This is a genomic window from Arthrobacter sp. DualSoilB13, assembly GCF_055389195.1.
Map to the genome: position 1 here is coordinate 1,088,802 of NZ_AP035865.1, position 25,703 is coordinate 1,114,504.

Annotated in this window: 25 protein-coding genes and 2 pseudogenes; 17 read left to right on the top strand and 10 right to left on the bottom strand. The window is 60.5% G+C overall.

What is annotated here, in order from left to right; translation table 11 throughout:
* Nucleotides 1-75 precede the first annotated feature (75 nt).
* The 3 genes from ACZ5J0_RS05190 to ACZ5J0_RS05200 are packed head-to-tail and all read left to right on the top strand — an operon-like array spanning nucleotide 76 to nucleotide 2,592.
* Entirely contained in the window at nucleotides 76-1,071 is a 996-nt protein-coding gene (locus ACZ5J0_RS05190) for an NADP-dependent oxidoreductase (protein WP_464094333.1), read from the top strand.
* 27 nt (nucleotides 1,072-1,098) lie between these two features.
* Nucleotides 1,099-1,944: an alpha/beta fold hydrolase gene (locus tag ACZ5J0_RS05195; RefSeq protein ID WP_464094334.1), complete on the top strand. Its 846-nt coding sequence runs from the start codon at nucleotides 1,099-1,101 to the stop codon at nucleotides 1,942-1,944.
* Nucleotides 1,945-1,989: 45 nt separating this feature from the next.
* The gene (locus tag ACZ5J0_RS05200; protein WP_142940000.1) at nucleotides 1,990-2,592 is read left to right on the top strand and encodes a TetR/AcrR family transcriptional regulator; all 603 of its coding nucleotides are present in this window, start codon (nucleotides 1,990-1,992) and stop codon (nucleotides 2,590-2,592) included.
* 20 nt (nucleotides 2,593-2,612) lie between these two features.
* On the opposite strand, the gene ACZ5J0_RS05205 is transcribed toward ACZ5J0_RS05200, so the two are convergent.
* On the bottom strand, nucleotides 2,613-3,800 hold the full coding sequence (locus ACZ5J0_RS05205; protein WP_464094335.1) for a TerC family protein: 1,188 nt from the start codon (nucleotides 3,798-3,800) through the stop codon (nucleotides 2,613-2,615).
* A 181-nt stretch (nucleotides 3,801-3,981) separates the two neighbouring features.
* On the opposite strand from ACZ5J0_RS05205, the gene ACZ5J0_RS05210 reads away from it, so the two are divergent.
* Together ACZ5J0_RS05210 and ACZ5J0_RS05215 are read left to right on the top strand one after the other, a co-directional pair.
* Nucleotides 3,982-4,425, top strand: a complete 444-nt coding sequence (locus ACZ5J0_RS05210; protein ID WP_464094336.1) for a hypothetical protein — start codon at nucleotides 3,982-3,984, stop codon at nucleotides 4,423-4,425.
* Nucleotides 4,422-4,727 (top strand): winged helix-turn-helix domain-containing protein, encoded by a 306-nt coding sequence (locus tag ACZ5J0_RS05215; protein ID WP_464094337.1) that lies wholly within the window; start codon nucleotides 4,422-4,424, stop codon nucleotides 4,725-4,727. Before ACZ5J0_RS05210 ends, ACZ5J0_RS05215 begins: the two co-directional genes overlap by 4 nt.
* A 174-nt stretch (nucleotides 4,728-4,901) precedes the next feature.
* Here ACZ5J0_RS05215 and ACZ5J0_RS05220 read toward each other — a convergent pair whose 3' ends face one another.
* Nucleotides 4,902-5,420: a hypothetical protein gene (locus ACZ5J0_RS05220; RefSeq protein ID WP_464094338.1), complete on the bottom strand. Its 519-nt coding sequence runs from the start codon at nucleotides 5,418-5,420 to the stop codon at nucleotides 4,902-4,904.
* Between the two features lie 199 nt (nucleotides 5,421-5,619).
* On the opposite strand from ACZ5J0_RS05220, the pseudogene ACZ5J0_RS05225 reads away from it, so the two are divergent.
* A pseudogene (locus tag ACZ5J0_RS05225) lies at nucleotides 5,620-5,895 on the top strand (transposase); the annotation flags it as partial.
* 20 nt (nucleotides 5,896-5,915) lie between these two features.
* On the opposite strand, the gene ACZ5J0_RS05230 reads toward ACZ5J0_RS05225, so the two are convergent.
* Nucleotides 5,916-6,965, bottom strand: a complete 1,050-nt coding sequence (locus ACZ5J0_RS05230; protein ID WP_464094339.1) for an IS110 family RNA-guided transposase — start codon at nucleotides 6,963-6,965, stop codon at nucleotides 5,916-5,918.
* Between the two features lie 256 nt (nucleotides 6,966-7,221).
* Here ACZ5J0_RS05230 and ACZ5J0_RS05235 point away from each other — a divergent pair.
* Both ACZ5J0_RS05235 and ACZ5J0_RS05240 read left to right on the top strand, forming a co-directional pair.
* Nucleotides 7,222-8,094 (top strand): annotated as a pseudogene (locus tag ACZ5J0_RS05235) (IS3 family transposase); the annotation flags it as partial.
* A 592-nt stretch (nucleotides 8,095-8,686) separates the two neighbouring features.
* Nucleotides 8,687-8,881: a hypothetical protein gene (locus tag ACZ5J0_RS05240; protein ID WP_464094340.1), complete on the top strand. Its 195-nt coding sequence runs from the start codon at nucleotides 8,687-8,689 to the stop codon at nucleotides 8,879-8,881.
* 39 nt (nucleotides 8,882-8,920) lie between these two features.
* Here the strand turns inward: ACZ5J0_RS05240 and ACZ5J0_RS05245 are convergent, their stop codons facing one another.
* Both ACZ5J0_RS05245 and ACZ5J0_RS05250 read right to left on the bottom strand, forming a co-directional pair.
* Nucleotides 8,921-9,511: a hypothetical protein gene (locus ACZ5J0_RS05245; protein ID WP_464094341.1), complete on the bottom strand. Its 591-nt coding sequence runs from the start codon at nucleotides 9,509-9,511 to the stop codon at nucleotides 8,921-8,923.
* 3 nt (nucleotides 9,512-9,514) lie between these two features.
* The gene (locus ACZ5J0_RS05250) at nucleotides 9,515-9,781 is read right to left on the bottom strand and encodes a MarR family winged helix-turn-helix transcriptional regulator (protein ID WP_250821516.1); all 267 of its coding nucleotides are present in this window, start codon (nucleotides 9,779-9,781) and stop codon (nucleotides 9,515-9,517) included.
* A 440-nt stretch (nucleotides 9,782-10,221) separates the two neighbouring features.
* Here ACZ5J0_RS05250 and ACZ5J0_RS05255 point away from each other — a divergent pair, with 440 nt between their 5' ends.
* Nucleotides 10,222-10,599 (top strand): EamA family transporter, encoded by a 378-nt coding sequence (locus ACZ5J0_RS05255; protein WP_250821533.1) that lies wholly within the window; start codon nucleotides 10,222-10,224, stop codon nucleotides 10,597-10,599.
* A 57-nt stretch (nucleotides 10,600-10,656) separates the two neighbouring features.
* Here ACZ5J0_RS05255 and ACZ5J0_RS05260 read toward each other — a convergent pair whose 3' ends face one another.
* Nucleotides 10,657-10,989: a hypothetical protein gene (locus ACZ5J0_RS05260; protein WP_250821517.1), complete on the bottom strand. Its 333-nt coding sequence runs from the start codon at nucleotides 10,987-10,989 to the stop codon at nucleotides 10,657-10,659.
* 304 nt (nucleotides 10,990-11,293) lie between these two features.
* On the opposite strand from ACZ5J0_RS05260, the gene ACZ5J0_RS05265 reads away from it, so the two are divergent.
* Both ACZ5J0_RS05265 and ACZ5J0_RS05270 read left to right on the top strand, forming a co-directional pair.
* Entirely contained in the window at nucleotides 11,294-14,410 is a 3,117-nt protein-coding gene (locus ACZ5J0_RS05265) for a DEAD/DEAH box helicase (RefSeq protein ID WP_464094698.1), read from the top strand.
* 238 nt (nucleotides 14,411-14,648) lie between these two features.
* Entirely contained in the window at nucleotides 14,649-14,828 is a 180-nt protein-coding gene (locus tag ACZ5J0_RS05270; protein ID WP_238703472.1) for a hypothetical protein, read from the top strand.
* On the opposite strand, the gene ACZ5J0_RS05275 is transcribed toward ACZ5J0_RS05270, so the two are convergent.
* Nucleotides 14,815-15,138 carry a hypothetical protein gene (locus ACZ5J0_RS05275; RefSeq protein WP_464094342.1) on the bottom strand — a complete coding sequence of 108 codons (324 nt, stop codon included), beginning with the start codon at nucleotides 15,136-15,138 and terminating at the stop codon, nucleotides 14,815-14,817. The genes ACZ5J0_RS05270 and ACZ5J0_RS05275 overlap by 14 nt on opposite strands.
* A gap of 135 nt (nucleotides 15,139-15,273) precedes the next feature.
* Between ACZ5J0_RS05275 and ACZ5J0_RS05280 the strand changes: the two genes are divergently transcribed.
* The 4 genes from ACZ5J0_RS05280 to ACZ5J0_RS05295 all read left to right on the top strand — a co-directional run bounded on the left by ACZ5J0_RS05280 (nucleotide 15,274) and on the right by ACZ5J0_RS05295 (nucleotide 20,209).
* Complete coding sequence (locus ACZ5J0_RS05280) at nucleotides 15,274-15,474, top strand: hypothetical protein (protein ID WP_464094343.1); 201 nt, start codon at nucleotides 15,274-15,276, stop codon at nucleotides 15,472-15,474.
* Nucleotides 15,475-15,776: 302 nt separating this feature from the next.
* The gene (gene cspE, locus ACZ5J0_RS05285; protein WP_011773907.1) at nucleotides 15,777-15,980 is read left to right on the top strand and encodes a transcription antiterminator/RNA stability regulator CspE; all 204 of its coding nucleotides are present in this window, start codon (nucleotides 15,777-15,779) and stop codon (nucleotides 15,978-15,980) included.
* A 389-nt stretch (nucleotides 15,981-16,369) separates the two neighbouring features.
* Nucleotides 16,370-18,925 carry a helix-turn-helix transcriptional regulator gene (locus ACZ5J0_RS05290; RefSeq protein ID WP_464094344.1) on the top strand — a complete coding sequence of 852 codons (2,556 nt, stop codon included), beginning with the start codon at nucleotides 16,370-16,372 and terminating at the stop codon, nucleotides 18,923-18,925.
* 21 nt (nucleotides 18,926-18,946) lie between these two features.
* Entirely contained in the window at nucleotides 18,947-20,209 is a 1,263-nt protein-coding gene (locus ACZ5J0_RS05295; RefSeq protein WP_464094345.1) for an APC family permease, read from the top strand.
* A gap of 229 nt (nucleotides 20,210-20,438) precedes the next feature.
* Here the strand turns inward: ACZ5J0_RS05295 and ACZ5J0_RS05300 are convergent, their stop codons facing one another.
* Nucleotides 20,439-20,852 (bottom strand): hypothetical protein, encoded by a 414-nt coding sequence (locus ACZ5J0_RS05300; protein ID WP_142939983.1) that lies wholly within the window; start codon nucleotides 20,850-20,852, stop codon nucleotides 20,439-20,441.
* 106 nt (nucleotides 20,853-20,958) lie between these two features.
* Here ACZ5J0_RS05300 and ACZ5J0_RS05305 point away from each other — a divergent pair, with 106 nt between their 5' ends.
* Complete coding sequence (locus tag ACZ5J0_RS05305; RefSeq protein ID WP_464094346.1) at nucleotides 20,959-22,212, top strand: plasmid pRiA4b ORF-3 family protein; 1,254 nt, start codon at nucleotides 20,959-20,961, stop codon at nucleotides 22,210-22,212.
* Between the two features lie 9 nt (nucleotides 22,213-22,221).
* Here the strand turns inward: ACZ5J0_RS05305 and ACZ5J0_RS05310 are convergent, their stop codons facing one another.
* Both ACZ5J0_RS05310 and ACZ5J0_RS05315 read right to left on the bottom strand, forming a co-directional pair.
* Nucleotides 22,222-23,607 carry a UDP-glucose dehydrogenase family protein gene (locus tag ACZ5J0_RS05310; RefSeq protein ID WP_464094347.1) on the bottom strand — a complete coding sequence of 462 codons (1,386 nt, stop codon included), beginning with the start codon at nucleotides 23,605-23,607 and terminating at the stop codon, nucleotides 22,222-22,224.
* Nucleotides 23,604-24,773 carry a glycosyltransferase family 4 protein gene (locus ACZ5J0_RS05315; protein WP_142939980.1) on the bottom strand — a complete coding sequence of 390 codons (1,170 nt, stop codon included), beginning with the start codon at nucleotides 24,771-24,773 and terminating at the stop codon, nucleotides 23,604-23,606. The genes ACZ5J0_RS05310 and ACZ5J0_RS05315 overlap by 4 nt, the downstream gene beginning before the upstream one ends.
* 335 nt (nucleotides 24,774-25,108) lie before the next feature.
* Between ACZ5J0_RS05315 and ACZ5J0_RS05320 the strand changes: the two genes are divergently transcribed.
* Entirely contained in the window at nucleotides 25,109-25,657 is a 549-nt protein-coding gene (locus tag ACZ5J0_RS05320; protein ID WP_223942040.1) for an excalibur calcium-binding domain-containing protein, read from the top strand.
* The last annotated feature ends 46 nt before the right edge of the window (nucleotides 25,658-25,703 follow it).

The window sequence follows — 25,703 nt, forward strand, 5'->3', positions numbered from 1 at the left end:
CGGAGAACTCTTGCTAAATTTACTGAGTGCACTCATAATTGAGTTAAGTCAGTATCGGAGTCCAGGAGAACCCCCATGAAAGCCTTCGTCCTCAGCCAGTACAAGGAACCCCTTCAGCAGCAGGACGTCCCCGAACCCGTGCTCGGAGACCACGATGTTCTGGTGGAGGTTCACGCGGCAGGCCTGAACCAACTGGACGAGAAGATCAGGCAGGGGGAGTTCAAGCAGATCCTCCCGTACAAACTGCCGCAGATACTGGGCCACGACGTTGCCGGTGTGGTCCTCAAGATCGGATCGAAGGTGCGGTCCTTCAAGCCCGGCGACGAGGTGTTTGCACGCCCCGGAAATGACAGCATTGGCACGTTTGCGGAACGGGTCGCCGTTGCCGAGGAAGACCTTGCCATCAAACCGGCCACCATCAGCATGGAAGAGGCCGGCTCGCTTCCATTGGTGGCGTTGACTGCCTGGCAAGCGCTGGTGCAGCGGGGCAATGTTGGCCCCGGGCAGAAGGTACTCATCCATGCTGGAGCCGGGGGAGTGGGGTCCATTGCCATCCAGCTGGCCACGTATCTCGGGGCGACGGTGGCCACTACTGTCAGCGCCGGAAACAAGGACTTCGTCCGGGACCTTGGCGCGGACGTGGTGATCGACTACCGGACTGAGGATTTCACGGAAATTCTCAGTGACTATGACCTCGTCCTGGATAGCCTCGGCGGCGAAAACCTGGAGCGGTCCCTGAAAGTCCTGAAGAAGGGCGGCAAGGCCATTGGTATCGCCGGGCCGCCGGATGCCGGTTTCGCCCGACAGCTGGGCGGAAACCCGGTTCTGCTGGGGTTGATGACCCTGCTCAGCTCTGGGATCCGGCGCAAAGCCCGCCGCCTGGGAGTCACGTACGAGTTCCTCTTCATGCGCGCTAGTGGTGGCCAGTTGAGGGAAATCGCAGCACTCATCGACGCCGGTGACATCAAGCCAGTAGTGGGACGTGTGGTGCCTTTCGACCAGACGGCCGATGTACTTGCGGCCCTCGACAACGGCGGCGTCCGCGGTAAGACCGTTGTCAGCCATCTCTAACCACTCCATACCGACAGGACGAACATCATGAGCAGTGAACAGCAGTCGTATTTACAGGTACCCGCGAAGACGCTGACAGCCAACGGCGTCAGCTACGCATACCGCGAAATGGGGCCTAAAGGTGGGGTTCCGGTAGTTTTCCTGATTCACCTCGCCGGGACCATGGACAACTGGGATCCGAGCATCATCGACCCCATTGCTGAGAAACACCACGTGATCACCTTTAGCAACCGCGGAGTCGGTGCAACCACGGGGTCTGTTCCGGACAGCATCGAAGCCATGGCGGATGATGCTGCCGCCTTTATTCAGGCCCTCGGCTATCCGGCAGTGGATCTCTTTGGATTCTCGCTCGGCGGCATGATCGCCCAGTCGCTGGTGGTCAAACACCCCGGCCTTGTCCGCAAGCTCGTCCTGGCTGGCACGGGACCTGCCGGTGGTGAGGGCATCCAGAAGATCATGGGAACCACGTACTTTGACGTAGTTCGGGGCGCCCTCACCCGGCAGGACCCCAAGGAGTTCCTGTTCTTCAACCGGAATGCCGCCGGAAAACCCGCTGCGAGGGCATTCATGAATCGGCTCAACCAACGGACCACCAACCGCGAGGCACCCATCTCGCTCAAGGCGTTCCAGACGCAACTGAAAGCCATCAGGCGGTGGGGACTGTCGCCGTCGGCCGATCTGGGTGTTATCACCCAACCGACGCTCATCGCCAACGGCGATAACGACCGCATGGTGCCCTCGGTGCTTTCCAGCGACATGCACCGCCGGATTCCGGGCAGCGAGTTGGTCATTTACCCGGACTCCGGGCACGGTGGCATCTTCCAGTTCCATGACAGGCTCGTCCCGGTAGCGCTCGAGTTCCTGGGCCGTTGATACGGACGGCCCGCTGATGCATCGGCCCGCTGATACGGTAGCTAAATGCAGCCTGCGCCCCAGACACTTGGCCGACGTGAGCGGAATAAGCAGGAAAAGCTTGACCGCATCACCGCGGCCGCACGTGAACTTTTCACCCAGTACGGAGTGGATGAGGTCACCACCCAGCAGGTGGCGGAAAAGGCCGACGTCGGATCGGGAACCTTGTTCCTGTATGCCAAGACGAAGGCGGAGCTGCTTTTGTTGGTGCACAACGCCAAGTACGCCCAAGCGCTGGACGCGGGAGTCGAAGCGGCCGCCGCTGAAATCACGGTGCTGGACGCGGTGATGGCCATCATCCGGCCCATCATTGAGTGCAACCGTGTTCAGATCGAAAACGGCCGAACCTACCTGCGGGAGATCGTCTTCGGTGACCCTGCCGAACCTCACCATGCAGAGGCGTTGTCCCTCACGATGCGTACGGAAGAGGCCATTGCCGGAGTGCTGGGCCGCGACGGTCAGTTGTTGGCCCGCGACCCGGCGAAACTGGCTCGGATCGTCTCCGCCATCATGTTCGTCAGCATGGCGTCCTCAGCGACTATTGACATGACAGACGCCCAGGTTGGCGACGAGATCCGGGATCAGATCAGCGTGCTCCTGGGCGCCTGACTCTAGGGCTTTGGCGGGTCCTATCGGTTGAGGAATTCCTCGTGCTGGCGGTGTGCTTCCTTCACCTGCTCGCGGATGGTCTCCACGTCCTTGGCCTTGTTCCGGTACTTCAGCGGCATCTGCACAATCTGCGCTTCCTCGGCGGTCAAAGCGCGGTAAATGCGCTCACGCTCGTTGGCATCGGCGGTGTAGTCCAGGTCCAGATAATCGACGGCGTGACGGCGGGCGTTGTTGATGGCCGTCTGGGCCTTGCCCGCTGGGCTGATCAGTGAGAGCACCACGGTGATGATCAGGACGCCGATGATGACGCTGAGCGAGAGGCCCGTGGTGATTTCAATGACGTTGACGTGCTCGCCATCGTTGATGAACGGCAGGTTGTTCTCGTGCAGGGCGTGCAGGATCAGTTTCACGCCGATGAACGCGAGGATTGCGGCCAAGCCGTAGGAGAGGTAGATGAGGCGATCCAGCAGGCCGTCGATCAGGAAGTAGAGCTGGCGCAAGCCCATCAGTGAGAACGCGGTGGCGGTGAAGACGATGAAGACGTTCTGCGTGAGGCCGAAAATTGCCGGGATGGAGTCCAGGGCGAAGAGGATGTCCGTGCCGCCGATGGCCACCATTACCAGCAGCATGGGAGTCAGGGCTTTCTTGCCGTTGACCACGGTGAAGAGCTTGTCGCCGTCGTACTTATCCGTAGTGTGGAAGAGCTTCTTGGCGAGCCGGATGATGAAGTTGTTGGCTTGACCGTCCCCGTGGTCGCCGGGCTTGAGCAGGTTGCCTGCCGTCAGCAGGAGGATGAGGCCGAAGATGTAGAACACCCAGGCGAACGAGTTGATCAGCGCGGCACCAAGGAAAATGAAACCGGTGCGGGCGATCAGGGAGAACACGATGCCGAAGAGCAGGACCTTCTGCTGATCCTCCCGCGGCACCCTGAAGCTTGCCATGATGATGAGGAAAACGAACAGGTTATCTACCGAGAGGGCCTTCTCCGTGATGTAACCGGCGAAGTATTCGGACCCCATTTGGCCGCCGCCGAAAATCAGGACAAGGATGCCGAAAACTATCGCGAGTCCCACATAGATGGAGGACCAGATGGCCGCTTCCTTCAGCGATGGGACGTGGGCTTTCCGGATGTGGAAGAAGTAGTCAAAGGCCAAGAGCGCCAAAATGACGACGATGGTGATGCCCCAGATGAGGGGAGAGACGGTCATATGATCCTGCTTTCGTGAGGCGCGCGAGTGGTGTTGCTCACCGAGGGTCAAACTCTTGGGTTTAAATTTACCGGGGTTGGCGGGGTTGTTGGTAACTCGACTGCCGTGGGAAAGTACTTGACAACTTGGAAAGTACTTTCTTAGGGTGGGGGTATCGATCCGCACAAACTTGGGGGACACCATGAACGAGACCACCGGCAACATGTCAGCAGCTGAAGCACGCGAACTCCTTGCTAAGGCTGATTCGCTGGGCGCCTCCTCCATCAACGCGGCAGCTTGGCCGGTGGCTGTAATGTTCACCAGCCTCGCGATTATGGGTTCGCTGCTGATGATCGGGATGCACATCGTTCTGGTCGGCGGCTACGGCGCGGCATTGTTGGCCTGTTCTGTGGGAGCCTGGGGCGCAATTACCGCGAGCATCTGGCCAATGTTCCAACGGTCCACCAAGGTCGGCTTCACCAAACGGTTCCTGACGTCTCTTCTGGGGTACTTCGCGCTGTACGTCGTGGCGCTCGTGGTTGGCGCCTACTTCTTCCGGGACGGCAACCTCTGGTTCTACATCCCCGCGGCCATTGCCCTGGCAGCCATTGGCCTTGCTGCTGCCTTCCGTGAGCTGCGCGCATGAGCGCCCCGGCGGAACACCCGCGTCACAAGCTCAACGAGCTCGTCCACTCACCGGTCCGGTTCTCCATCATGGCTGCGCTCGCGAAGGCTGAGTCGTTGGACTTCAAGGACCTGAGGGACGCCATACAGGTCAGCGATTCGGTGTTGAGCAAGCAGCTCTCGATTTTGGAGAAGGCCGAGTTTGTGAAGATCAAAAAGAGCTTCGCCGGGAAGTTTCCCAGGACGTCGGCCAGCCTGACGGGTAGCGGACGAGACGTGTGGGCGGCGCACTTGCAGACGCTGCGGGAGATCGCGGGCGGCTAGGTCCTTCGGCCAGCTCAGTTCGAGCTGCCCTCGTGGAGTTTCTGCCTAAGCCACTCCGGCTGCTTGTGCTCATCTCGCGAAGGGTCGATCACGGTGGAGCTCGATCGTAAAGTCGGGTCCTCGGTCAGGACAGAACGGCGCCGGTTCTTCCAGTCAACAGCTTGAACTGGGAACTTAACTCGCAGAACGGTCATTCGGGATGCCATTATTGTCGGCTCTGAATGCGGCTTCGTATCTCTGTACAGCCTCCAAGGTCCAGTCCTTGAGGACCGCCAGGGTGCCGTTCTGTAGCTGGCGCAGTTCGACGAGTGGGTCTTCTGAGAGGACGTAGCCGCTGTCGTTAGCGAAATAGGTGACAACGCCAACTGGTGGGTACCAGATGGGCTGGTCTCGGTTTTTCTTGGTTATTGCGGAGCTAAAAATCCCGCCCCGAGTGGGCTCCCATAGATCAATGAGGGAGGCAGCGCAGTCAACGAGGGCGCCGCGTCCGGGGACCGCCGCTTCGAGAAAGTTGAGGTTGAAGGAGTCGCTTGATCGCTCATCTTGGTCACCGTCCGCCGTGGAGACTTCGAAGGGGCACACTCGTCGATCACTTCCAGCGAGGAATCCGAGTATGGAGATGTAGTAGCCCCAGTTCGGGTGGAAGGTCCCCACGTCATCTTTACGAGCGCCGTCCTCCACGCTGAGTGCCATTTCCCGGTGGGTTCGCGGGAGCCGATTGTCGCGGCCCATTCGCTCGTCTGAATAGTTAACGTGGAGCCACACCATGGGTCGGCTATCCAGACCCTCCAAACAGTCCAAAGTCGACAAAACCCTCGTCGCAATGGGGACTGCCCCCGGTTTTGTTGACTCCTTGATCTAGCGAGCTTGTGCTCGTGGAAGGATGTTGACCATGCCCACGGCTTATGGGGCGGAGTTCCGTCAGGATGTTATTGATGTGGCCCGCAAGGGCGAGGCGCCGCTGGCGCAGATTGCCAAGGATTTTGTGTCGGTCACGACGTTGAAGCGCTGGATTACCATCGCTGAACGTAAAGATTCCGGCGGCCGGCCGGCGGCAGATGAGTCTGCGGAGATGCGGGAGCTGAAGAAGCGAAACCGCTTGTTGGAGCAGGAGAGTGAGATTCTGCGCCGGGCGGCTGCCTATCTGGCCAGGGACATCAACCCAAAATGACTCTTCTATGGGTTCTGTCAAGCCATGGTGGTTTGGAGTTGGCGGAAGATGGAGCGGCAGACGTAGCGTTTGAGGTTCCGGCGGATTTCGCGGTTTGATTTCCCTGTTGCCCGGCTGCGGGTCACGTAGTTCTTGGTTTCGGTGTCGAAGCTCATGCGGGTGCGGACGATGACGTCGAAGGCCCGGTTGAGTTGGCGGTCTCCGGAGCGGTTGAGCCGATGTCTGGTGGTGTTGCCGGAGGAGGCAGGGCGTGGCGCGACTCCTCCGAGGGCGGCGAAGGCTGCTTCTGAACGGATGCGGCCGTGGTGGGAGTAGGCGCAAATGATGATCGCTCCTGTTACAGGACCGACTCCGGGTGTGGTTTGGAGTCCTGGAGCCAGTTCTTCGGTGAGCTGGGCCAGAGCCTTGTGGTTTTCGGTGAGCTGGATGGTGAGGTCTTTGACGGCTAGGGCCAGGCGTTTGGCTTCAGCGCGCGCGATTCGGATCACGGGTTCGGTGCTGTTTGAGGTCCGCCAGGCTGCGATGGCGGTGATCTGGGTGTCCCGCAGGGATGACCGGGCGTCGATTCCGAGGTCGGTGCCGCGGAGAAGGGCGGTGAGGGCGTTGCGGTTCGCGGTGCGTTGGTGATCGAGCAGGGATCGGGAGGCCAGCAGAATCCTGATTGCGGTGCGGGTGCCTGCAGCACGCGGTTCTGTCACTTGGTCTTTTGGGCGGCCGAGGACAGAGCGTGCGGCGGCTTCGGCGTCGATCGGATCCGATTTGCCGGTGAGGGCCCGCGATGACCGGTTAGGTGGCCTGACTTCGCCAACCTCGATACTGGCGGCCAGCAGTGCTTGTGTGAGCCGGGCACCGTAGGAGGACGTGCCCTCGACCGCTGCGAAGACCCTCTCCCCGCCGGTGCGGCGCCGGATCCAGGTGATAGCTCGGTCCATTCCCGCGGAGGTAGCCGGGAAGACCGCGGTGTCGACCACTGCACCGGTTGCGCAGTGAACGGCTGTGAATGTGTGGGTGCGGGCGTGGGTGTCGACTCCGACGACGAAATCGAATTCTTCGGCGATGGTCGCCATGGTGCGTTCTCCTCTTCTGTTGAACCGGACAGGTGGCAGGGCCTGCCTGGGTTGCTTCGGAGACGCATCTGTAACGGGTCACACCCCAGGGGTGGACAGTCTTCTGATCAGGTCATCCGTGGCGGGGCAGACCGGTGCCCGGGGAACGGAGCGGACGCGTCATTTTCAAGACACCGCATACGCGGGTCGGATTTACCCTGAGTCACACGCCGTCCTCCGGGACCAGCCTGCCAGCCAGCCTCCGGCCGGCACCTGACCATTACAGATCTACCCGCTGGTCACGGATCTTGCCGCCGACGGTGTTCCAGTGGCGGTGACCTGCAGGGTGTTGGGCTTCAGCAAGCAAGGCTATTACCGGTGGAAGACCAGCCCGGTGACAGAACGGGACTGGTTGGATGCGCACCTGGTCAACGCCGCCTTGGACATTCACGCCGACGACCCGGCATTCGGGTACCGTTTTATCGCCGACGAACTTCCGGAGAAGGGCATCGCGGCGGGCGAGAACAGGGTCCAGCGCCTGTGCAGTGACCACGGTATCTGGTCGGTGTTCTCGAAGAAGCGTGGCCTGAACCGCAGACCCGGGCCACCGGTTCATGACGATCTGGTTGAGCGGGACTTTACCGCCGCGGTTGCCAACGAGCTGTGGCTGACGGACATCACCGAACATCCCACGGCCGAGGGCAAGCTCTACCTCTGCGCGGTGAAGGACGTCTATTCCGGCAGGATCGTCGGGTATTCGATGGATTCGCGGATGAAGTCCTCGCTTGCCGTGGCGGCACTGGAGAACGCGGTGCTGGCACGCAACCCTGCAGGTACCGTAGTGCATTCGGATCGTGGGTCCCAGTTCCGGTCCCGCCGGTTCGTCGAATCGCTCCGGCACCATGGCCTGACAGGATCGATGGGCCGGGTTGGTGCGTGCGCGGACAACGCCGCGATGGAATCGTTCTTCTCGCTGCTGCAGAAGAACGTCCTGGACCGTCAGCGGTGGCTCACCAGGCAGGACCTCCGGCTGGCCGTCACGACCTGGATCGAACGGACCTACCACCGCCGGCGTCGGCAGAGACGGCTGGGCAAACTCACGCCCATCGAATATGAAACAATCAACCGGGCCGCGCTCACAGCGGCCTAAGACCCCGAGTCAACAAAAGCCGGGGCAGTCCCGGCCCATCTAGGTGCTGTTTCGGGCACTACTAGGTGCTGAAAACACCAAAAATGAGTGCTCCCCACAACCGACTAGGTACTCCGATGCGGACGCGTGGCCAAATCCGGCATCCCTCCACGCAGCCGAGATTTTGTACGCCAGCCGGCCAGCCGTCGTCGTGCTCTCACCGGAATCACGACGGCGGAGGGTGACTTTGGTGCCGACTTCTTAGCTGACGCTGACCAAGACTTGATCGATAAGAGCGAGGAAGCCGGGCCAGCCGGTGTTTCTGACGAGGTAGAACGGCTTTGCTTCAGGCGCCCGGGTGCGTTCGCCCTCAGAGGTTCTTCTGGGAAGCTGTCGAGGACGGGGCGGCACCTAGATGAGGCTGGCGGCCACTCATTTTTAGGGTTTTTGGCACCTATTTCTGTTCAAGCGGCACCTAGTTTGGCGGTTTTCGGCACCTAGTCCCAGATTCGTGGCGCAGACTGTGCGAGTCAAAGCAAGATGGTTCTTCGCTAGGGGCAGTCATGATTCGGAATCGCATCAGCAAGACGTTTCTTCAATGGCAGGAGGAGCAGTGAGCAAAATTCCGCATCCATTTCAGGTTGTGGCGTTTGTTCTTCTGGCCGTCAATTTCGCGTTGTGGCAGCCGTTCGTGTGGTGGCGTGCCGGTGCCGCGGTTCTCATGCTGGGGTTCGGTTGCTACGGCGTTTATGTGTTGCGGCGGGGCAAGCGTAAGGAGTCCAGCCCGGAGCCTCGCGAGCCTGATTGATGATGGCCTGTGGAGTGACGTCTGCGGGCCATCTCTTTGTCAATGGGTGTTTTCGTTGGGGCGAGGGCGATTTTGCAAGTCGGGGTCCCCTTGGCCAGCCACGAAACCGAAGTCGTACTTTCCGTTCTCCGGAGGGAGCTCGCGCTCCAGTTTCAGTGCCGTCGTCGGCGTGAACATCGTTCTCGCGATCCCACTGGCCGTGTCAAAGGTGAAGGACCCAAAGATCGTGGGGTCCACGCTGTTCCTCAGCAGGAGTGTTGTGTCCGGGCCGTGTACTTCGGAAGCGACCGGGTGATAGTCGTCCAGGTCTCGGCCCCAGATGGGCAGGGAAAGAGGGAAGGAGAGCTGGACTGCTTCAGGAAAGGAAAACGGGATGCGTTCAATGGAGAGAGTGTAGGGATCATCTACGCCGTCGGTCTGGATGATGAGTTTTCGGGGGTTGAAGGTTCGGGAGCGTCCGTCCGGCAACTCCTTGGCAGACCACATGAAGGCCCTCGGGTGCACCGAGACGGAGTAGCTCTTCTGATGGTTGTGGCCTTGGCAGAAAGCTGTGCCGTTATAGGCGCTTGGTTGCCCACCGCCCAGCGCTTTCCCGATGGCGATCGCCAGCTGCTCAGAGGAAGTGTCCACGCCTCATCCTTGCATGGGCCCGCTTAGGAGGGGGGCACCGTCGTTGTTTGTCAGAAGGAACTTGCGCAAAAGGTTGGCGAGCTGTGTCCGCTCGGTCTTGGACAGTCCTTCGAGCATCTTGTGTTGGTTCTCTACGTGGTGCTCCACCACCTCATCCACCAGGGCTAGTCCCTCAGGGGTGAGGCTGATCAGTAGTTGCCTGCGGTTGTCCGGGTTGGTCTCGCGATGAACCAGCCCGCGGTTGACGAGTCGGTCCACGCGGTTGGTCATACATTGGGCTGTTCGGCTTCCTTCTGTTCTTCACCGCATACCAACTGCCGGGTGGGCTCGCTGCACTGGTCATGTCCATTCAGCCCCTGTTCGTGCTCTTCCTTGGAGTGCTGTTGCTGGGTAGAAGATCCGCTTTACGCACGTGGTTGCCTGCGCGGTGGGTGCGGCGGGTGTCGGCTTGCTCGTCCTGCGATCCGACGCGTCGCTGACTTTTGTGGGCGTGCTCGCCGGGTGGCCGGTGCGCTGAGCATGGCGGTTGGGATGGTGCTCACCAAACGCTGGGGAAGGCCCGACGGCGTGGGGCTGCTTGGGTTTACCGGCCTGCAGTTAGCGATGGGTGGCGTGATGCTGCTGCCCGTGACGTTGGTGGTTGAGGGGCTGCCGGGGTCGGTCCTTTGCCTAACCTTGCGGGTTTTGCGTACCTCAGCGTTATCGGTGCGTTGGCGGCTTACGCGGTCTGGTTCCGGGGGATCCAGCGACTACCGACAATGGTGGTCTCGTTCCTGGGATTCCTGAGCCCGCTTGTGGCTACTGTGCTGGGGTTCGTGTTCCTGGGGGAGTCGTTGTCGGGGTGGCAGATTGTGGGGGCGGTGTTGGTGTTGGGGGCGGTGGGGTTGGTGCAGGGGAGGGCGCGGACGGTCACATTCGCCGTCGAAAGTAGAAGCTCTGTCATTACCGGACTTGAAGCTTCTTTGTATTCAACAGAGGTGCCGCCAACCCGTAGTTTTCGCTATGACCACAGCGTAGTTGGGGCTCTCCCGAGGAGGGTCTACCCTATTCTTGGTCTGTGTTCTAGGCCAGGAGCCGGAAGTCCGTAGGGACGCCCCGAGTTCCTATATCTCGCTGGGGCTCGGAGCGTCCTGAAGGGGCGATGGCTAAACGTACGAAATTGGGTTCTGTGCCCGGTTCAACTCGACTGTCGTCCCCACCCGGGGATCGCCAGTTAGGAGATCCCCGACAACTTCGAGGCGGTTTCCGTGCTTGATGAGTCCTCGGATTTTGGCAACGGCGAGGATGGTGCCTGACGGATTCACAATGCGTACTTCGTCTTCGTCGATAGCACGACTGGCCTTCATGACCCAGCATCCGCGCCCGGCTTCCCAAGCCTCTCGCTCGGACATGCCAGGCGTCGCTCCGACCGTTGAGCGTCCAAGGGGATCCTCGGTGGGGTCAACTTTACGCTGTTCAGCCAACTTGATTTGAAGCATGGAGTACCTTTCTCTTTGACAAGAAACCTAGATAACTAGATATCTTGATGTCTTGTTATCAAGATGCAAAGAGCTCGGTCATAAAGCAAGAGCAATTCGAGAACTGGTTTTGCCTTGCAGTGCTCGCAGCAGAGTCGAGCAATGCGGCCTGGCCGTCTCGACGGTACTCGTGATGGCGCGCAGTTGCGCCGGATCAGATGCTGCACTTGCTACCGCAGCTGGCCACTCGCTATTGGAGTATGGCCCTCCCACCCAATACCCTGGCGCAGTGAACACATTCAATGGGGGATCTGCAGGAACTAACCTGCCCGAAGGGTTGTACGAACTCCTTCACACAACGGCCATCGCAAACGACCTCGAGGCGGTTCCGGAGCTACAAGCCTCAGTGATCACAGTCGAGGCTGAGGACACTGCGGAAGTTCTCTCCCGCCACGTCGCCGACACCGTTCGAAAGGCGCTCGCGGACGCGAAGCCTGAAGATCGAGTTGACCTGGCCAACCGTTTGCTCGCCGAGATACAAACCAACGATCAGATCACACCAGGCCCCCAGCAACTGCTTTCGCTGCATCGCCCGGATGCCCTGAAACGGCGACAGCTCAGGCGCCCCACAACCAAGCTCAGCGATTCGGCACTTCTGACAAACAATAGGGACGAGCCAAATCTGGCGGCCGAGCTTCGAACAGAAATCGAGTCAGCCAACACTGTCGACCTCCTCTGCGCATTCGTGCGGTGGACCGGTCTGCGGCTTCTTGAACCAGCGCTTGAACAGCTGCGTGGGCGGGGTGTGAAATTCAGGGTCATCACCACTACGTATATGGGGGCGACTGAACGCCGGGCCATCGATGAACTGGTGCGTCGCTACGACGCTGAAGTGAAAATCAGCTACGAAACCCAAGCCACCCGGCTCCATGCAAAGGCTTGGCTTTTTCGGCGGGACACCGGCTTTGACACAGCGTACGTGGGTAGCTCCAATCTCAGTCAGGCAGCTCTTCTGGACGGTCTTGAGTGGAATGTGCGGCTCAGTTCTGTAGCGACGCCCGACCTGCTCAAGAAGTTTGAGGTCACTTTCGACAGCTACTGGGAACAACGCGCATTCCAGAGTTATGACCCGGATCGTGACGGCGAGAAGCTGGACGCAGCCCTTCGACGAAACGGTGGCAAACGAACTTCTGCCCCGGATGCTTTCACCGGCTTGGAGGTCGTGCCATTTCTTCATCAGGAAGAAATGCTCGAAGACCTGGAAGCGGAACGATCGAAAGGGCACAACCGGAATCTGCTGGTCGCGGCCACCGGTACCGGTAAAACGGTCATTGCAGCTATGGACTACAAGCGTCTCTCAGAAGCGGCTGGTAAGCCCCTGACGCTGCTTTTCGTGGCCCATCGGCAAGAGATATTGAAGCAGTCCATCCGCACGTACCGGAATGTAATGCAGGATGGCTCTTTCGGTGAGCTCTATGTGGGTGATCACAAACCAAAGTATTGGACCCATGTCTTCGCCTCAGTGCAGTCGCTGGCATCGCGGGGCGTGCAGACGCTTGAGCCCGATCAATTCGACGTAGTTGTCATCGATGAGTTCCACCACGCAATGGCGCCCACATATCGCCAACTCCTGGACCACTTGAAACCCCAGCAGTTTGTTGGGCTCACTGCTACACCAGAGCGGGGTGACGGCGGCAATGTCGCCAATGAGTATTTCGGCGGCCGCACTGCCAGCGAACTTCGAATTTGGGATGCATTGGATGCTGACCTTTTGGTTCCGTTCCACTATTTCGGGGTTTCGGATGATGTGGATCTGAGCCAACTGGAATGGAAGCGTGGAAACTACGACACAGGCCAGTTGGATCGCCTCTACACGGGTAATGATGCCCGCGCCGCCAAGGTCATCCGCGAACTCCGAGACAAAGTCACTGGTACCGAACACATGCGCGCCCTGGGCTTCTGCGTCTCAGTCCAGCATGCGCATTACATGGCCAAAGTGTTCAATGCGGCAGGCATTGCGGCAGCGGCCGTGGACGGTGGCGCCGACGAAGCCGAACGAGCGCGCGCCCTTGAACAGTTGCGTAACCGTGAAGTCAACTGCATATTTGCCGTGGATTTGTTCAATGAGGGTCTGGATATCCCGCAGGTGGACACCATACTGATGCTGCGGCCCACCCAGAGTGCCACGATCTTCCTCCAGCAACTGGGACGCGGCCTGCGCCGAGCGGATGACAAGGCTGTTCTCACAGTCCTGGATTTCATTGGCCAACAGCGCCGTGAATTCCGATTCGATCTCCGTTACCGGGCTCTGACAGGCTACGGGCGGACGCAGTTGAAGAAGGCAATTGAGGACGAGTTCCCGTTTCTGCCCTCGGGCTCGCAGATTGTGCTTGACCGGGTAGCGCAGAACGTGGTCCTGGAGAACGTCAAGGCTCAGTTGCGATTCAACCGTGCGCAGCTGGTCCGGGATATAGCTTCCTACGCGGAAACTGAGTTGGCCGCGTATCTACGAGAGTCGGGGAGCGACGTCAAGTCGATCTACCGCTCAACGAAGGATTCGTGGACTGGCTACCTCCGTCAAGCACAATTGATTGGCGGGTTTTCCGGCTTTGAGTCGGTGCTCAAGGGAGATCATCACAATCGTTCCGATACGGAGGAGAAGAAACTCCTGGGACGCATGGCGGCTCTCATTCATGTGGATGATCCCGAGCGTGCTGAGGCGTACACGAAGCTTGTAGGGGAGGATGCGCTCCGCTACGCGGATCTTGGCCCACGGGAGCAAACGTTCGCGCGGATGCTGTTTTACACGCTGTGGGATGATGGCGGCGGTTTCAAAACGTACGACGACGGACTCGACCACCTGCGCAGCTACCCGTTTGTGTGCAGCGAGATCAAGCAGATCGTCAGTCTGGGAGTTGCGGCATCGAAACACACGGCCAAGGGTCTAGGTGCCGGGCTCCAGCACATTCCACTGCTCTCTCATGCAACCTACCGGCGCGAGGAGATTCTTGCCGCGCTCGAATATGGCTCGCTCGAACGCGGGAGGAATGTGCAGCATCGCGAGGGAGTCGCTTGGTGTCCAGCAACGGCGACCGACGCCTTCTTCGTCACGCTGAACAAAGACGAAAAGAAACACTCCGCGACGACCATGTACAAGGACTACGCCATCAGTTCTGAGCTGTTCCACTGGGAGTCCCAGAACAGTACGACACCCACCAGCCCGGTTGGTAGGCGCTACTTGGACCGGAAGGCGAACGGCTCGCGAATCCTGCTGTTTACGCGAGAATCCGCTGAGGACGAGACCGGCCTGACGGTTCCTTACACGTGTCTCGGACAGGTGGACTACGTTCAACATACCGGCGATAAGCCGATCGCGATTACTTGGAGGCTGCAACGCCCCATGCCCGCAGATGTATTCGGGGTGGCCGCGGCTGCGCAGTAGATAAACACTCGGAGTGGCTCTGTCGATGCCAACCCCGGAACCTTCGCCGCCTCGTTGTTATTGAAACCAGCAGTGCCGGTACATACCCACGTTTACAAGAACTACTTGGTGGACGACATCGTCGGGGAATGGGCGAGTTCGGCTTAGTCTGACCGCTGACAAAGGTCGAATCAGCTGTCGTGAGGCGGTTGGGGAGGTCGTCGCTGAAGGTGATGTCACCGTCGTCGAGTGTCTCCAGGTGCCCGTGCAGGTGCATGCCGCGCTGGCCGAGTTCTCGGAGGTGGATGGCGTGGCCGCTGTCGGCACCCAAAAGCAGCGGGTTGGGCGCGAAGCGCAGCGCGGGGGAGGGGAGCGCTTCGGAGGTGAGGGCGTTGACGCCGTGGTCGGGGCCGTGTTTGCCGGTTTCAGCATCCAGTAGATGAGGTCTTGGCTGCGATATCGGGGGGTGTTGCTGGAACGATGGAGACGGAGAGTCGGACGCCGCGGCCGGTGGTGTGCAGTTCCTCGGCGATCTGGCCGCTCGACTGGCCGGTTCCGACGATGAGTACGGCCCCCTCGGGCAGCTGCACCGGATTGCGGTCTGTATGGGTATGCAGCTGTGTCGCGTCGGCATGGAGCATGACGGCCAGGTGTGGGCACTTGGGGACTTGGCAGGCGGCTGTTGCCAGGACGACGGACGTCTGCCCGTCCAGCTGGGGAATTGGTTCAAACGCGGCGTCGTCCGCCATGGCTGCGCCTCCTTCAGATCGGCTCAGACCACCTTATTTGGGCGCGGCCGTGCGTCCGGGGATGTGCGGCCGGCGGATGTTGCGTGTGTTCAAAGGACGTAGGCTTTCGGGAAAAGAATCTGGGGGGATTTGGATATGAAGACCGCAACCTTGCTTCGGGTGCTCGATATCGCAACGCCGGTGGTGGCTGCACTAAGCCTGGTTCTGTTGGTAACAGGACTATTGGACAACTTCTGGGCAACAGTGTGCCTTATAGCTACTGCAGCTCCGGCAATCACCAGTTGGGTGATCAAGGACAGGCTCCAAGGCGCAGCCAAGGGTGATGAACCCCAGTAGCGCCCACGGCGAAATAGCGTCTCCCGACGCCAAAAATGTCAGTGGCGACGCAACGATCTCTGGGCGCTAAAGACCTGGAACTGCCTCCATGGGACACATCCGATGGATAAATATTTCCCAGCACTAGCTATCTGCTCAGATGTATGTAGACTTGACGGTGTTGTTGTGTTTGGCATTTGGTAGTTCAGGCAGTCCCCACGATCCTTCCGGATCGTGACCTTCTGAAGTAACGGTGGAGAACACCCCACACCCGGAGACCCGAAAGTCGGGACAATCTCCACCTTCAGTAAGGACTGAAAAAAATGGCTACAGGTACCGTGAAATGGTTCAACTCCGAAAAGGGCTTCGGCTTCATCTCTCCTGAAGATGGCAGCCAGGACGTTTTCGCTCACTACTCTGCGATCAACTCCTCGGGCTACCGCTCCCTCGAAGAGAACCAGAAGGTTTCCTTCGACGTCGAGCAGGGCCCCAAGGGTCCCCAGGCAGTAAACATCCAGGCTATCTAGTCTTCGGATAACTAAGGAGCAGGGCCGGTCACTGACCGGCCCTGCTTTTTTGTCTGCCCCCATATAGAAGATATCTTCTACAGCTTCCGTTGGCTGTAGAACACATATCCACATAGCGAATTACACCCATGTAATTTGATTCCAGTTCTCCGTAGCGTGGAACGTAATCCACCCGGCGAGCTGAGGAAGTACCCCATGTATCAGTCAACCTCCGAAGGCCTCGTATACCTAGACGAGGCCCGCGAGCACCTAATTTGGCCCAAATCACCACCTAGACCGTCCCGAAACTGCCTGTGCAAGGCAGTTTTGCCACCTAGTGCCGTTTTCACGTTCTAGCCTGCGGAGTGAGCCGTATGTCGGACAACCACAGGAACAGGAGGCGAGGTCACGTGTTCGATTCAGAGGTGCAACGAATCCTGGACTTCGTCGCACGCGGAATCGGAGTGAGGGTGGTCGGCGGACCGGGCGGCGGCAAAACGACCGTATTGCGCAACGTCATGAGCAACTTGGAGAAATCCGGAGTTTCCGTGCACTTCGTCAGTGGTCTCCGCACACATCGATCCATCCCGTATTCGGCCATTAACGGGCTGGGGCTTGATGTGAGGCCAGGACGTAGCAGTGTGTTGGACATCGCCGACGTATTTTCCAGTCAGTTGGCCAAGCCCGGCAAGCACTTGCTGGTAGTTGATGATCTCCACCTCCTGGACAGCGAGTCGCTGGCTGTACTGGAGGCTGTCAGGCGAAGGTCGGATTGCCCTATGGTGGCAACGGCGCCCGAAACGTGGGCGTTTTCCAGAGGTCAGTTGGCCGTGCTCAACCTTGGCCGGGAGGCGCATCTGCAATTGGATCCGCTTCACTACGAGCAAGTTCACCTCCTCATCGCACAGGTTCTGGGTGCGCCGGCCGACGCAGACACAACTGCGCGCATTCTCACCAAGTCCGCCGGCAATCCGCGGCTGGTAGTACGGATCGCAGAGACCGCAGCCCTGAGCAACCTCTTGGTTATGGAGGACAAGCAATGGACCATGTCTGCTGAGACCCTATGGAACGAGCACCTACGCGGCACACTGGAGGCGCTCCTGGCCGAACTAAGTGCTGATGAGTTCACAGCCCTGCACATCATGGCGATTCTGGGCACGGCACGGGTGGATGTGCTCCTCAAGGTCATTCACCCGGACGCCCTGGAAGGACTGGAACGCAGAGGATTCCTTTCCGTACTGGCCGATCATCAAGGTGGCTCTATCGCCGCCATCAGCCCACCAGTCATCGCCGATTACTTCCGCGACAGCAAGAAGCTGCGCGATAGCAGACTGCTCCGCACGAAGATCGCCGGCGTCCTTGAGGCCGCGCCTCACGCGGTCCCGGAAAAGCGCACCGCAGACCGCCTTTCCCGTGCCCTATCAGCCCTCCGGCTTGAGAAGGCTGACGACGACGCCATTACCTCCAGACAAATTCACGAGTACAACGCGGACCGTGAACAGATCCGCTTCGAACGCTGGCAGGCCAATAAGTCAGCAGCCAACGCCGCGGCAGTCCTTCGCATCTACTGGGGAGCGCCCGTGGACGTGGAGCGTGCCGGCAGTATCTGCGCGGAAACCACAAACTTCGACGCCGAACCCCAGGACCTACTGTTTGTCGCCGTCACTGAGGCCATGCTTGCGATCCACACCGGACGCGGCCCGAGAGCCGCTGTCGAGATCCTTCAAAAGTTTGCAGGGGATAATCCGCAGTTGCTGACGGAAGTTAGCGACGCCATCTTATTCATCAACGTCTCCCATGGCAGGGGGCGACTGGACACCGGCGACTTGCCAGCGGCCTTTGAAAGCAACAAGACAGGATTGGGGTGCTTGGTTCAAGGACTCTTGGAGCTCTACCGCTGCAGGCCGGCGGCGGCTTTGGACGCAGTGGAAGGCGCAGGCGACGACGACGCCATCCCGCATCTGCGCCCATTCGTCCGCAGTTTCGCCCTGTTCGCGGCTGGCCGGGTGGAGGAGTCTCTGGTGATGGCGTTGGACTGGCGAGCCGAGTCCCGGAAGAACCTGGACCAGTTCGGTGTGATCACCAGCAGCTATGTAGCTGCACATGGCCTCCTATACCGTGGACACTTCGAAGAGGCTGAATACCTCATGAGCAGCGTGTTCGCTATGGGCCGTCCGGGGTTCGTTGTGGATTCCCTCTACGATGCCATGCTCAGGCTCGCGGGGCTCCGGCACGCCACCACCGCACTGCTGCCAACGCTGTCCATAGCCGCGCAGGCGCGAACCGACGTGGCCGACGTTGGCCCCCTTCCCGGCATCGGCAAGGGAGCCTACGAACTCATTGCTCACAACAGCACTCAGCCTTCCACCTTCGACCGGAAAGCCACCAAACTCATCAAGCAGCAGTTGAAAAGCGGCTACGTCCTGGAGGCCATGATGACAGCGTTGCTTTGTACGTGCTTGATTCCTGGCCGGCAGGTCCTGGATCTATTGCAAAAGATCCTGCGGGAGAGTGGCCTTACAGTTCACCACCAGCTCGTCGCCATTGCATGCGCAGTGGTGGAGGGCGACCACAAGCTACTTGGTCTCCTCCTCAAACACTATGAACCTGACATCGACACGTACCAGGTGGGGATGCTCCTCCGGGGAGCTCTCAAACGCCACGTCATCGAAGGAGACGCGGCCGCTGCTGATGCCATGGCACAGGCGTCCTCTGTCTTTGCTGTTCGGTTCCCGTCAGCAAACGAGCAGCTCTCCTTCAATTCCTTCAGGGCAACACCGCTGACCGAAAGGGAGATCGAGGTAGCTATCTTGGCCGGTCACCTCACCAATGTGGAGATCGGTGAACAACTGGGCATCAGTGCCAGGACAGTGGAGAACCACATCTCCAACGCCTTGCGGAAGTCCGGTGCAACGTCCCGCAATAGCCTCTTCATGCTGGTGGGTAATTCACTTCCGCCACGTTGACCCGGGATAGGCTGGATCATCGTGAGCAACTCTCGGGCTTTGGCGCGCCGACTAGGCACGTTCGACGCATCGCTGATTGGGCTGGGGTCCATGATCGGTGCAGGTGTTTTCGCGGCTTTCACCCCAGCCGCCGCAGCCGCGGGCTCGGGGCTGCTCATAGGCTTGGTGGTGGCTGCCTTCGTCGCCTTCTGTAACGCCACGTCGTCGGCTCAGCTCGCTGCTGCCTACCCGACATCCGGCGGCACGTACGTCTATGGTCGTGAACGGCTCGGTCCGTGGCCTGGGTTCCTGGCCGGATGGGGATTCGTCATTGGCAAGACGGCGAGTGCCGCAGCCATGGCCATGACCTTCGCCGCCTATGCCGCGCCCCAAGGTTGGGAGCGCCCGGTGGCGATTGCCGCCGTCGTGGTTTTAACTGCGGTGAACTATCACGGGGTGACCCGCACCGCCGGGCTGACGCGTGTGCTGGTGGTCGCTGTGCTTGCTGCTCTGACGATTGCAATCGCTGCTGTGTGGGGTGGCTCAGGTCCTGACTTTGGCAGCTTTCTGGGCGACGGACTGTTGGCCAGCGGCTGGTACGGGATTCTGCAATCGGCGGGGCTACTGTTCTTCGCGTTTGCCGGGTACGCACGGATTGCGACGATGGGCGAAGAAGTACGCGAACCCAAGCGCACTATTCCACGGGCGATCAGCATTGCCTTGGGTATCACCATCCTCATCTACGCCGTCATAGCAGTGACCTTGCTCGCGGCCCTTGGCCCCGACGGGGTGGCTGCCACGCCAACGCCGTTGGCCGATGCTGTGAATGCCGGTACCTTGGCATGGGCTGCACCCGTGGTACGCGTCGGTGCCGCCGTGGCGTCGCTGGGTGCGCTATTGGCCCTCATCGCAGGCCTCGGACGGACGAGCCTGGCCATGGCCCGGGAACACGACCTGCCCCCTTGGCTCTCCGCAGTGCACCCACGGTATAAGGTCCCGCATCGTGCGGAGATGGCGCTGGCCGCGGTGATCTGCATCATCATCGCAGTGGCCGATCTTCGCGGGGCCATCGGCTTCTCGTCATTCGGAGTTCTGCTGTACTACTTGGTGGCCAACATCGCCGCCTACACCCAGCCAGCAGAAGACCGCCGATATCCGAGGTTCCTGCAGGTTGCGGGCGCGGTTGCCTGCGTGGTTCTCGTTGCCACGCTGCCGCCGATATCTGCCGGCGTGGGTGTGCTGATGTTTGCGGTTGGGATCGTCTATCGCTTGGTGCGTTTGCGGCTCAGCCGTTCAGCCCGCTGACATTCCGGCTGGGCACGGCCCCACCAGGGGGTGGTCGGTGGAGCCGCGCCGTCGTGCCTCCTACGCCAGGGCGGATGGGACTCCCTCCGGACATCGGGATCCGCCCCGAAGGCACAAGAAGAGACTATGGGCGATTTCCGGCACTAGGTGTTCGAAAGAGGCAAATAGGTGCCAATTTGGAGCAAATTAGGGGTGGAAAGGACCGAAAATAGGTGCTGAAATCGAGCGCCTAGGTGTTGGCCCGCCGTCGAGCGTTTCTGCGTTCAACAGATTCCATGTACGTAATGATGCTCGCAATAGTCAGGGCTACCGAGCAGATAACCGCCAGCATGGTGGATGTTTCCTGAAAAGGAACCACCACAAGCGGGCTCAGCATCATGGCATTGCCGAAACCCGACGCTGCGAAGACCCCAGCTTTTAGAAGAAGGCACTTGAGGGAGCCGGCAATCAACATCCCTACTGGCGCCACAACTCCCAAGGCCATTGTGAGAACCACCGTGGTGGTTCGCACGTCTGAGGGGTCAAGGATGTCCAAACCTTCCGGTGGCGGTGCTGCCCCCAGCAGGGTGGCGGACACAGCAGAACACACAGCTATGACGCATGTGACGACGCGAAGTACCGCTGGGTAGAAGTGTGTGATCACTGGGAAGTCCTAGTCTTCGTCGATTTAGCCCCGTCCAAAGGTGTAGTAGGCCAAATCAAGGACACGTGACGCGAAACGCGTCCCGGGCACTGGAAGAATGGCGGTCATGGAATCATCCACAAATGTCCCGGCCGTCGAGCTGCGTATTTCCATCAGTGAGACTGAGCCGCTGATCTGGCGGCAGCTCGTCCTCCCCGAAACCGCCACGGTCGCTGAACTTCACGGGGCCATCCAGTGCGCGTTCGGCTGGAAGGATTCGCATCTCTACGCCATTGCGGGCCATGACCGCGCAGGTAAGAAGCGCATCATCATGGCGGTAGACGACGGCGATCTCCCCGCGGGTAGCGAGATAGCGGCTGACGTGCGGCTACTTGAGCTCTTTGACGCGAAGGTCCCCGGCCGGTCGGACCTCGAGTACGACTATGACTTCGGGGACAACTGGACCCACGAGATCGACGTGGTTGGGCCTGCCGTGCTTGAGGGCAATGCGATCACGTGCACCGGCGGCGCAATGCGGGGACCCCTGGAGGATTCCGGGGGAGTCCACGGCTACGCCAACGTGGTGGCAGTGGTTTCCAACCCCAAGCACCCTGAGCACCAGGAAGCTGTTGAGTGGCTCGAGTTTGTGACCCAGGAGAGTCTGGCAAAGTTCGATCCGACCGCTTTTGACATCAACGACGCGAACGATCAACTGCGACTATTGGCTCGTCGGTTGTGGCCGGGGAACGTTTCCGATGAAGAGGTGGAGTTCGTCCTGGGCCCCGTCCTTTGGTTCCTCAACCAGGCCGGCCCAGATGGACTACCTCTGACAGGGGCGGGCTATCTCAAACCCGCAGTCGTTAAGCGTGCAATGACGGAACTCGAGTGGATCGAACCCTGGAATGCGAACGTCTCCACAGAAAGCCACGCAGCACCTGTCCGCGTCGTCCGCGAACGGCTTCAGGAGTGGAAACTCCTTCGCAAGAATAAGGACAGACTGCTCCTAACACCGGCAGCCAGAAAGCTCATCAAAAGGCCGACCATGCTTTGGCACTATGTGGCTGATCGATTAGCATCACCCGGACACGAGGGCGTAAAGCTCGCCACTCAGCTCGTGGTGCACTGGGAGCTTACGGGAAGCAAACCGCCTTGGAAACTGGTGGACGAGGTGGTGCAGCTCGCGCTCCACGATCGCGGCTTACGAACCACGACAGGTGCCGATATTCCGCTGGACTGGGCACGTGGCTTGAGGGTAGATGTCCATCAAAGCTTGATCTGCCTGAGGCTTTGGGGCTCCACCAAGTGGGGTTCAGGTGAGCTGGAACTATCCGATGCCGGCATCAAGTTCCTGCTCGACGTGCAGAGCCGTCTGCGGGACTAACGCTATGACTTAGCGCGCGGCGTGCTTCTTCCTGTCCGAGTGCTTGGCAGCGCCGCCCTCCGCACCAACCACCGAAGCGCCCGTCCCCAGTCCCCGGATCGTCCACCCCGCACTCCGCCAGGCCTCAGCGTCCAGTACGTTCCGAGCGTCCAGCACCATCCGGCGTCGTACCAATGCTCCTGCAACAACAGGCGACAGCGAAACGTATTCGTCCCATTCGGTGAGCAGCAGCACCAGTTCGGCGCCTTCGAGGGCGCGTTTGGTGGAGGCCTCGAAGCGGATTTGTGGGTAGCGGATCCAGGCGTTGTTGATGGCCTTGGGGTCGGTGACGGTAACGTGCGCGCCGGCATCGGCTAGTTGCTGGGCGACGTCCAGGGCGGGGGAGTCGCGGATGTCGTCGGTGTCGGGTTTGAACGCCGCACCAAGGATGGTCACCGTCCGGCCGGACAGGAAACCACGGCACATCTCGCGGGCTACCTCAACGGCGCGGGAGCGTTGGTCCAGGTTCACCGAATCAACCAAGCCCATCCACGCATCTACGGACGGCACGGAAAGATCGCGCGCCTGTGCACGGAAGGACCTGATGTCCTTGGGCAGGCAGCCGCCGCCGAACCCGAGCCCGGCGTGCAGGTAGCGGTTGCCGATGCGCGGATCCAGGCCCATCGCCTCGCTGAGCTCGCTCACGTCAGCGCCGGACGCGTCGCACAGTTCTGCCATCGCGTTGATGAAGCTGACCTTCGTGGCCAAGAAGGCGTTCGACGCCGATTTGATGAGTTCCGCCGTCGCGAAATTGCAGACCAACCGCGGGATGCCGGCGCTGATTAGAGGTTCGTAGACCGCATCCAGCACCGCAGTAACCGGGGCGCCGGCAGCGGCACCCTTGCCGCCCGGGACGCCGTAAACCAGACGATCGGGCACCAACGAATCCTTCACTGCCGTGCCCTGCCGAAGGAACTCCGGGTTCCAGCCGAGCAGCACGTCCGAGCGGCGGGCCACGATCGCGCGGAGCGTCTCCACCGTGCCTACCGGCACCGTTGATTTACCGACGACGGCGGCACCCTTGGCCAGGTGCGGCAGGAGGCTCTTCGTGGCGCTCATCAGGTACGAGAGGTCGGCCGTGTCGGAGGTTTTGGACTGCGGGGTGCCAACGCACAGGAAATGGACCTGCGCATCCGCGGCAGCAGCGAAATCAGTGGTGAACACGAGCCGGCCTGTGGTCCGACCGTCCTTGAGCAGCTCATCCAAGCCAGGTTCGTGAAAGGGTGCCAGTGCTTTGTTGAGCTGCTCAACTTTGGAGGAATCGACGTCGATACCCACCACGGTGTGGCCCATCGAAGCGAGCGTCGCGGCGTGGACTGCGCCGAGGTAGCCGCAACCGATCACGGAGATCTTCATGAGGAGGGTCCTTTGCTTGAGGTGAACTCGCTGGGCCCGGACGTTCCGCTGGGCACACCGGAAATGACGTCGTCGTAGTGGCGCACCAGGTCCGCGCTGAGAACAGGCCACGTCCTGCCCTGGACCGAAGCGGTTGCGGCCGTTGCGAATGCGCGGCGCTTGGCGTCGTCGCCGATCAGATCCTGCACGTAGCCGCGCAGCTGGGTGAGGTTCCCGGGCTCGTAGAGCCAGCCGGTGCGTGAGTTCTCTACGAGGTCCAGGGGCCCGCCACGGCCCGTCGCCACCACGGGAACGCCGGATGCCATGGCTTCCTGAATGGTTTGGCAGAAAGTCTCAAACTCGCCGGGGTGGACGAAGAGGTCGAAACCTGCGACGGCCTGCGCCAGTCCCTCTCCGCCGAGGAAACCTGCGAAGTGGGCGTCGGGGAGCGCGGCTTGCAGTGCTTCTTTCTGGGGACCGTCACCAACGATGACAAGTTTCGTGTTCGGCAGGTCCGCGAGCACCGCAAGATCCTCAACCTGCTTCTCGACGGCGAGCCGGCCGACGTAGCCGATGATGCGGTGACCGTCGGGCGCTACTGAGCGGCGCCACGCCGTCGAACGTTTCGCGGGGTTGAAGCGCGCGGTATCCACACCGCGGCGCCACATGTCCACGCGCAGGATGCCGCGCCCGCGCAACTGGTTCAGCGCGAACGTTGACGGCACCAGGGTTCGGGTGGCCAGGAGGTGGATGTTGTCCACGCGGTTCCAGGCCCAGTTCTCCAGGAACGGCACGCCGTATCGGGCGGCGTAGCTGGGAACCTCGGTCTGGTAGATCGCCACAGTGGGGATGCCCAGCTGATGGGCGGCCTGCACGGCGCGCCAGCCGAGGACAAAAGGGGAGGCGAGATGAACGACGTCGGGGGAGAAATCGGCAAGGATTCGCTTGACCCGATTCACACCACCCAACGCAACCCGCACATTCGTGTAACCGGCCAGCGGCACAGAAGGAAGCCGGTGCACGTACGCACCCTTCTCGACGCTCGAAACATCAGTGTCCGACGTCGACGGCGCGATCACCATCACCTCATCCCCGCGCTCCTGAAGATGCTCCAGCACCCGCAGTATCGAATGGGTTACCCCATTCATCAGTGGCAGGAATGATTCGGCGACGATTGCGATCCTCACGCCTCCAACGGTGATCTGAGCGGTTGGCTTGGCGGGTTCGAATGGGTGGCTTGTGGGGGAAGAGTTGGTTAACAGGTGGGTTGGGTTGCTCGGCGCAAGCTTGTAATACTTGGGCGGAACAATAGTTGCATCGACCACGCTGGTATCTTGAACTCTTAGCGAATCCTCGGGAAGTATCTGGCAAGTTCGCCCTTCCCGCATGCCCGGACTCGCTTCAAAAAGGGGACATTTTGAAAAGAACACTCGCACTAGTTGTGCTCACCGGTCTTATGCTCACGGGCTGCGCGACAAAACAGGCCTCAAGTCAAACGCCGGCGACGGCGGCGGCATCTGCCGTGGCTGAGCGAACTGTCGAGGTGCCGGACGTCGTCGGGCTAACCCTCGACAAGGCCACCGATCAGCTCAAGGCTCTTGGACTCAAGGCCGAAGCCAAAGATGTAAACGATGACAAATCAATCATCGTCAAGAAGAACTGGCAGGTGGTCAGCGAAGATCCAGTCGGTAAGACCAATGTGGCCGAGGGGTCGACCATAAAGCTGGGGGTCAAACATCTCACTGATGAGACGCCCACCCCGACACCCACTCCGACGCAGGCGCCGGTTCCCTTGGTTGCGCCAGTGGCTCCGGTAGTGGAGGCGCCGCCAGTCGTGGTGGCGCCGGTGGCTCCGCCGGCCCCGCCCGTGGTTGAGGCGCAACCGGCTCCCGTGGCTCCTGTGGCCCCGCCGGTTGTGGAGGCACCGCCTGTTGAGGCTCCGCCCGCAGCTGTCTACTACCAGAACTGCACAGCCGTCCGAAATGCAGGGGCGGCGCCGATTCATAGCAGCCAGCCAGGTTATGGACGTCACCTTGATAAAGACGGTGATGGCTGGGGCTGCGACAAATAGAGCTCAGCAGCACGTTTAGCAATGGCCACTCCGTTTCGGGGTGGCC

Bases quoted from the DNA above. Each gene is read 5' to 3' on its own strand.
- ACZ5J0_RS05230 (WP_464094339.1), bottom strand. From the start codon at position 6,965: ATGGCGACCATCGCCGAAGAATTCGATTTCGTCGTCGGAGTCGACACC.
- ACZ5J0_RS05310 (WP_464094347.1), bottom strand. From the start codon at position 23,607: ATGAAGATCTCCGTGATCGGTTGCGGCTACCTCGGCGCAGTCCACGCC.
- ACZ5J0_RS05215 (WP_464094337.1), top strand. From the start codon at position 4,422: ATGAGCGCCCCGGCGGAACACCCGCGTCACAAGCTCAACGAGCTCGTC.
- ACZ5J0_RS05200 (WP_142940000.1), top strand. From the start codon at position 1,990: ATGCAGCCTGCGCCCCAGACACTTGGCCGACGTGAGCGGAATAAGCAG.
- ACZ5J0_RS05205 (WP_464094335.1), bottom strand. From the start codon at position 3,800: ATGACCGTCTCTCCCCTCATCTGGGGCATCACCATCGTCGTCATTTTG.
- ACZ5J0_RS05210 (WP_464094336.1), top strand. From the start codon at position 3,982: ATGAACGAGACCACCGGCAACATGTCAGCAGCTGAAGCACGCGAACTC.
- ACZ5J0_RS05275 (WP_464094342.1), bottom strand. From the start codon at position 15,138: ATGGCGGACGACGCCGCGTTTGAACCAATTCCCCAGCTGGACGGGCAG.
- ACZ5J0_RS05280 (WP_464094343.1), top strand. From the start codon at position 15,274: ATGAAGACCGCAACCTTGCTTCGGGTGCTCGATATCGCAACGCCGGTG.
- cspE (WP_011773907.1), top strand. From the start codon at position 15,777: ATGGCTACAGGTACCGTGAAATGGTTCAACTCCGAAAAGGGCTTCGGC.
- ACZ5J0_RS05220 (WP_464094338.1), bottom strand. From the start codon at position 5,420: ATGGCACTCAGCGTGGAGGACGGCGCTCGTAAAGATGACGTGGGGACC.
- ACZ5J0_RS05195 (WP_464094334.1), top strand. From the start codon at position 1,099: ATGAGCAGTGAACAGCAGTCGTATTTACAGGTACCCGCGAAGACGCTG.
- ACZ5J0_RS05250 (WP_250821516.1), bottom strand. From the start codon at position 9,781: ATGACCAACCGCGTGGACCGACTCGTCAACCGCGGGCTGGTTCATCGC.
- ACZ5J0_RS05190 (WP_464094333.1), top strand. From the start codon at position 76: ATGAAAGCCTTCGTCCTCAGCCAGTACAAGGAACCCCTTCAGCAGCAG.
- ACZ5J0_RS05260 (WP_250821517.1), bottom strand. From the start codon at position 10,989: ATGCTTCAAATCAAGTTGGCTGAACAGCGTAAAGTTGACCCCACCGAG.
- ACZ5J0_RS05305 (WP_464094346.1), top strand. From the start codon at position 20,959: ATGGAATCATCCACAAATGTCCCGGCCGTCGAGCTGCGTATTTCCATC.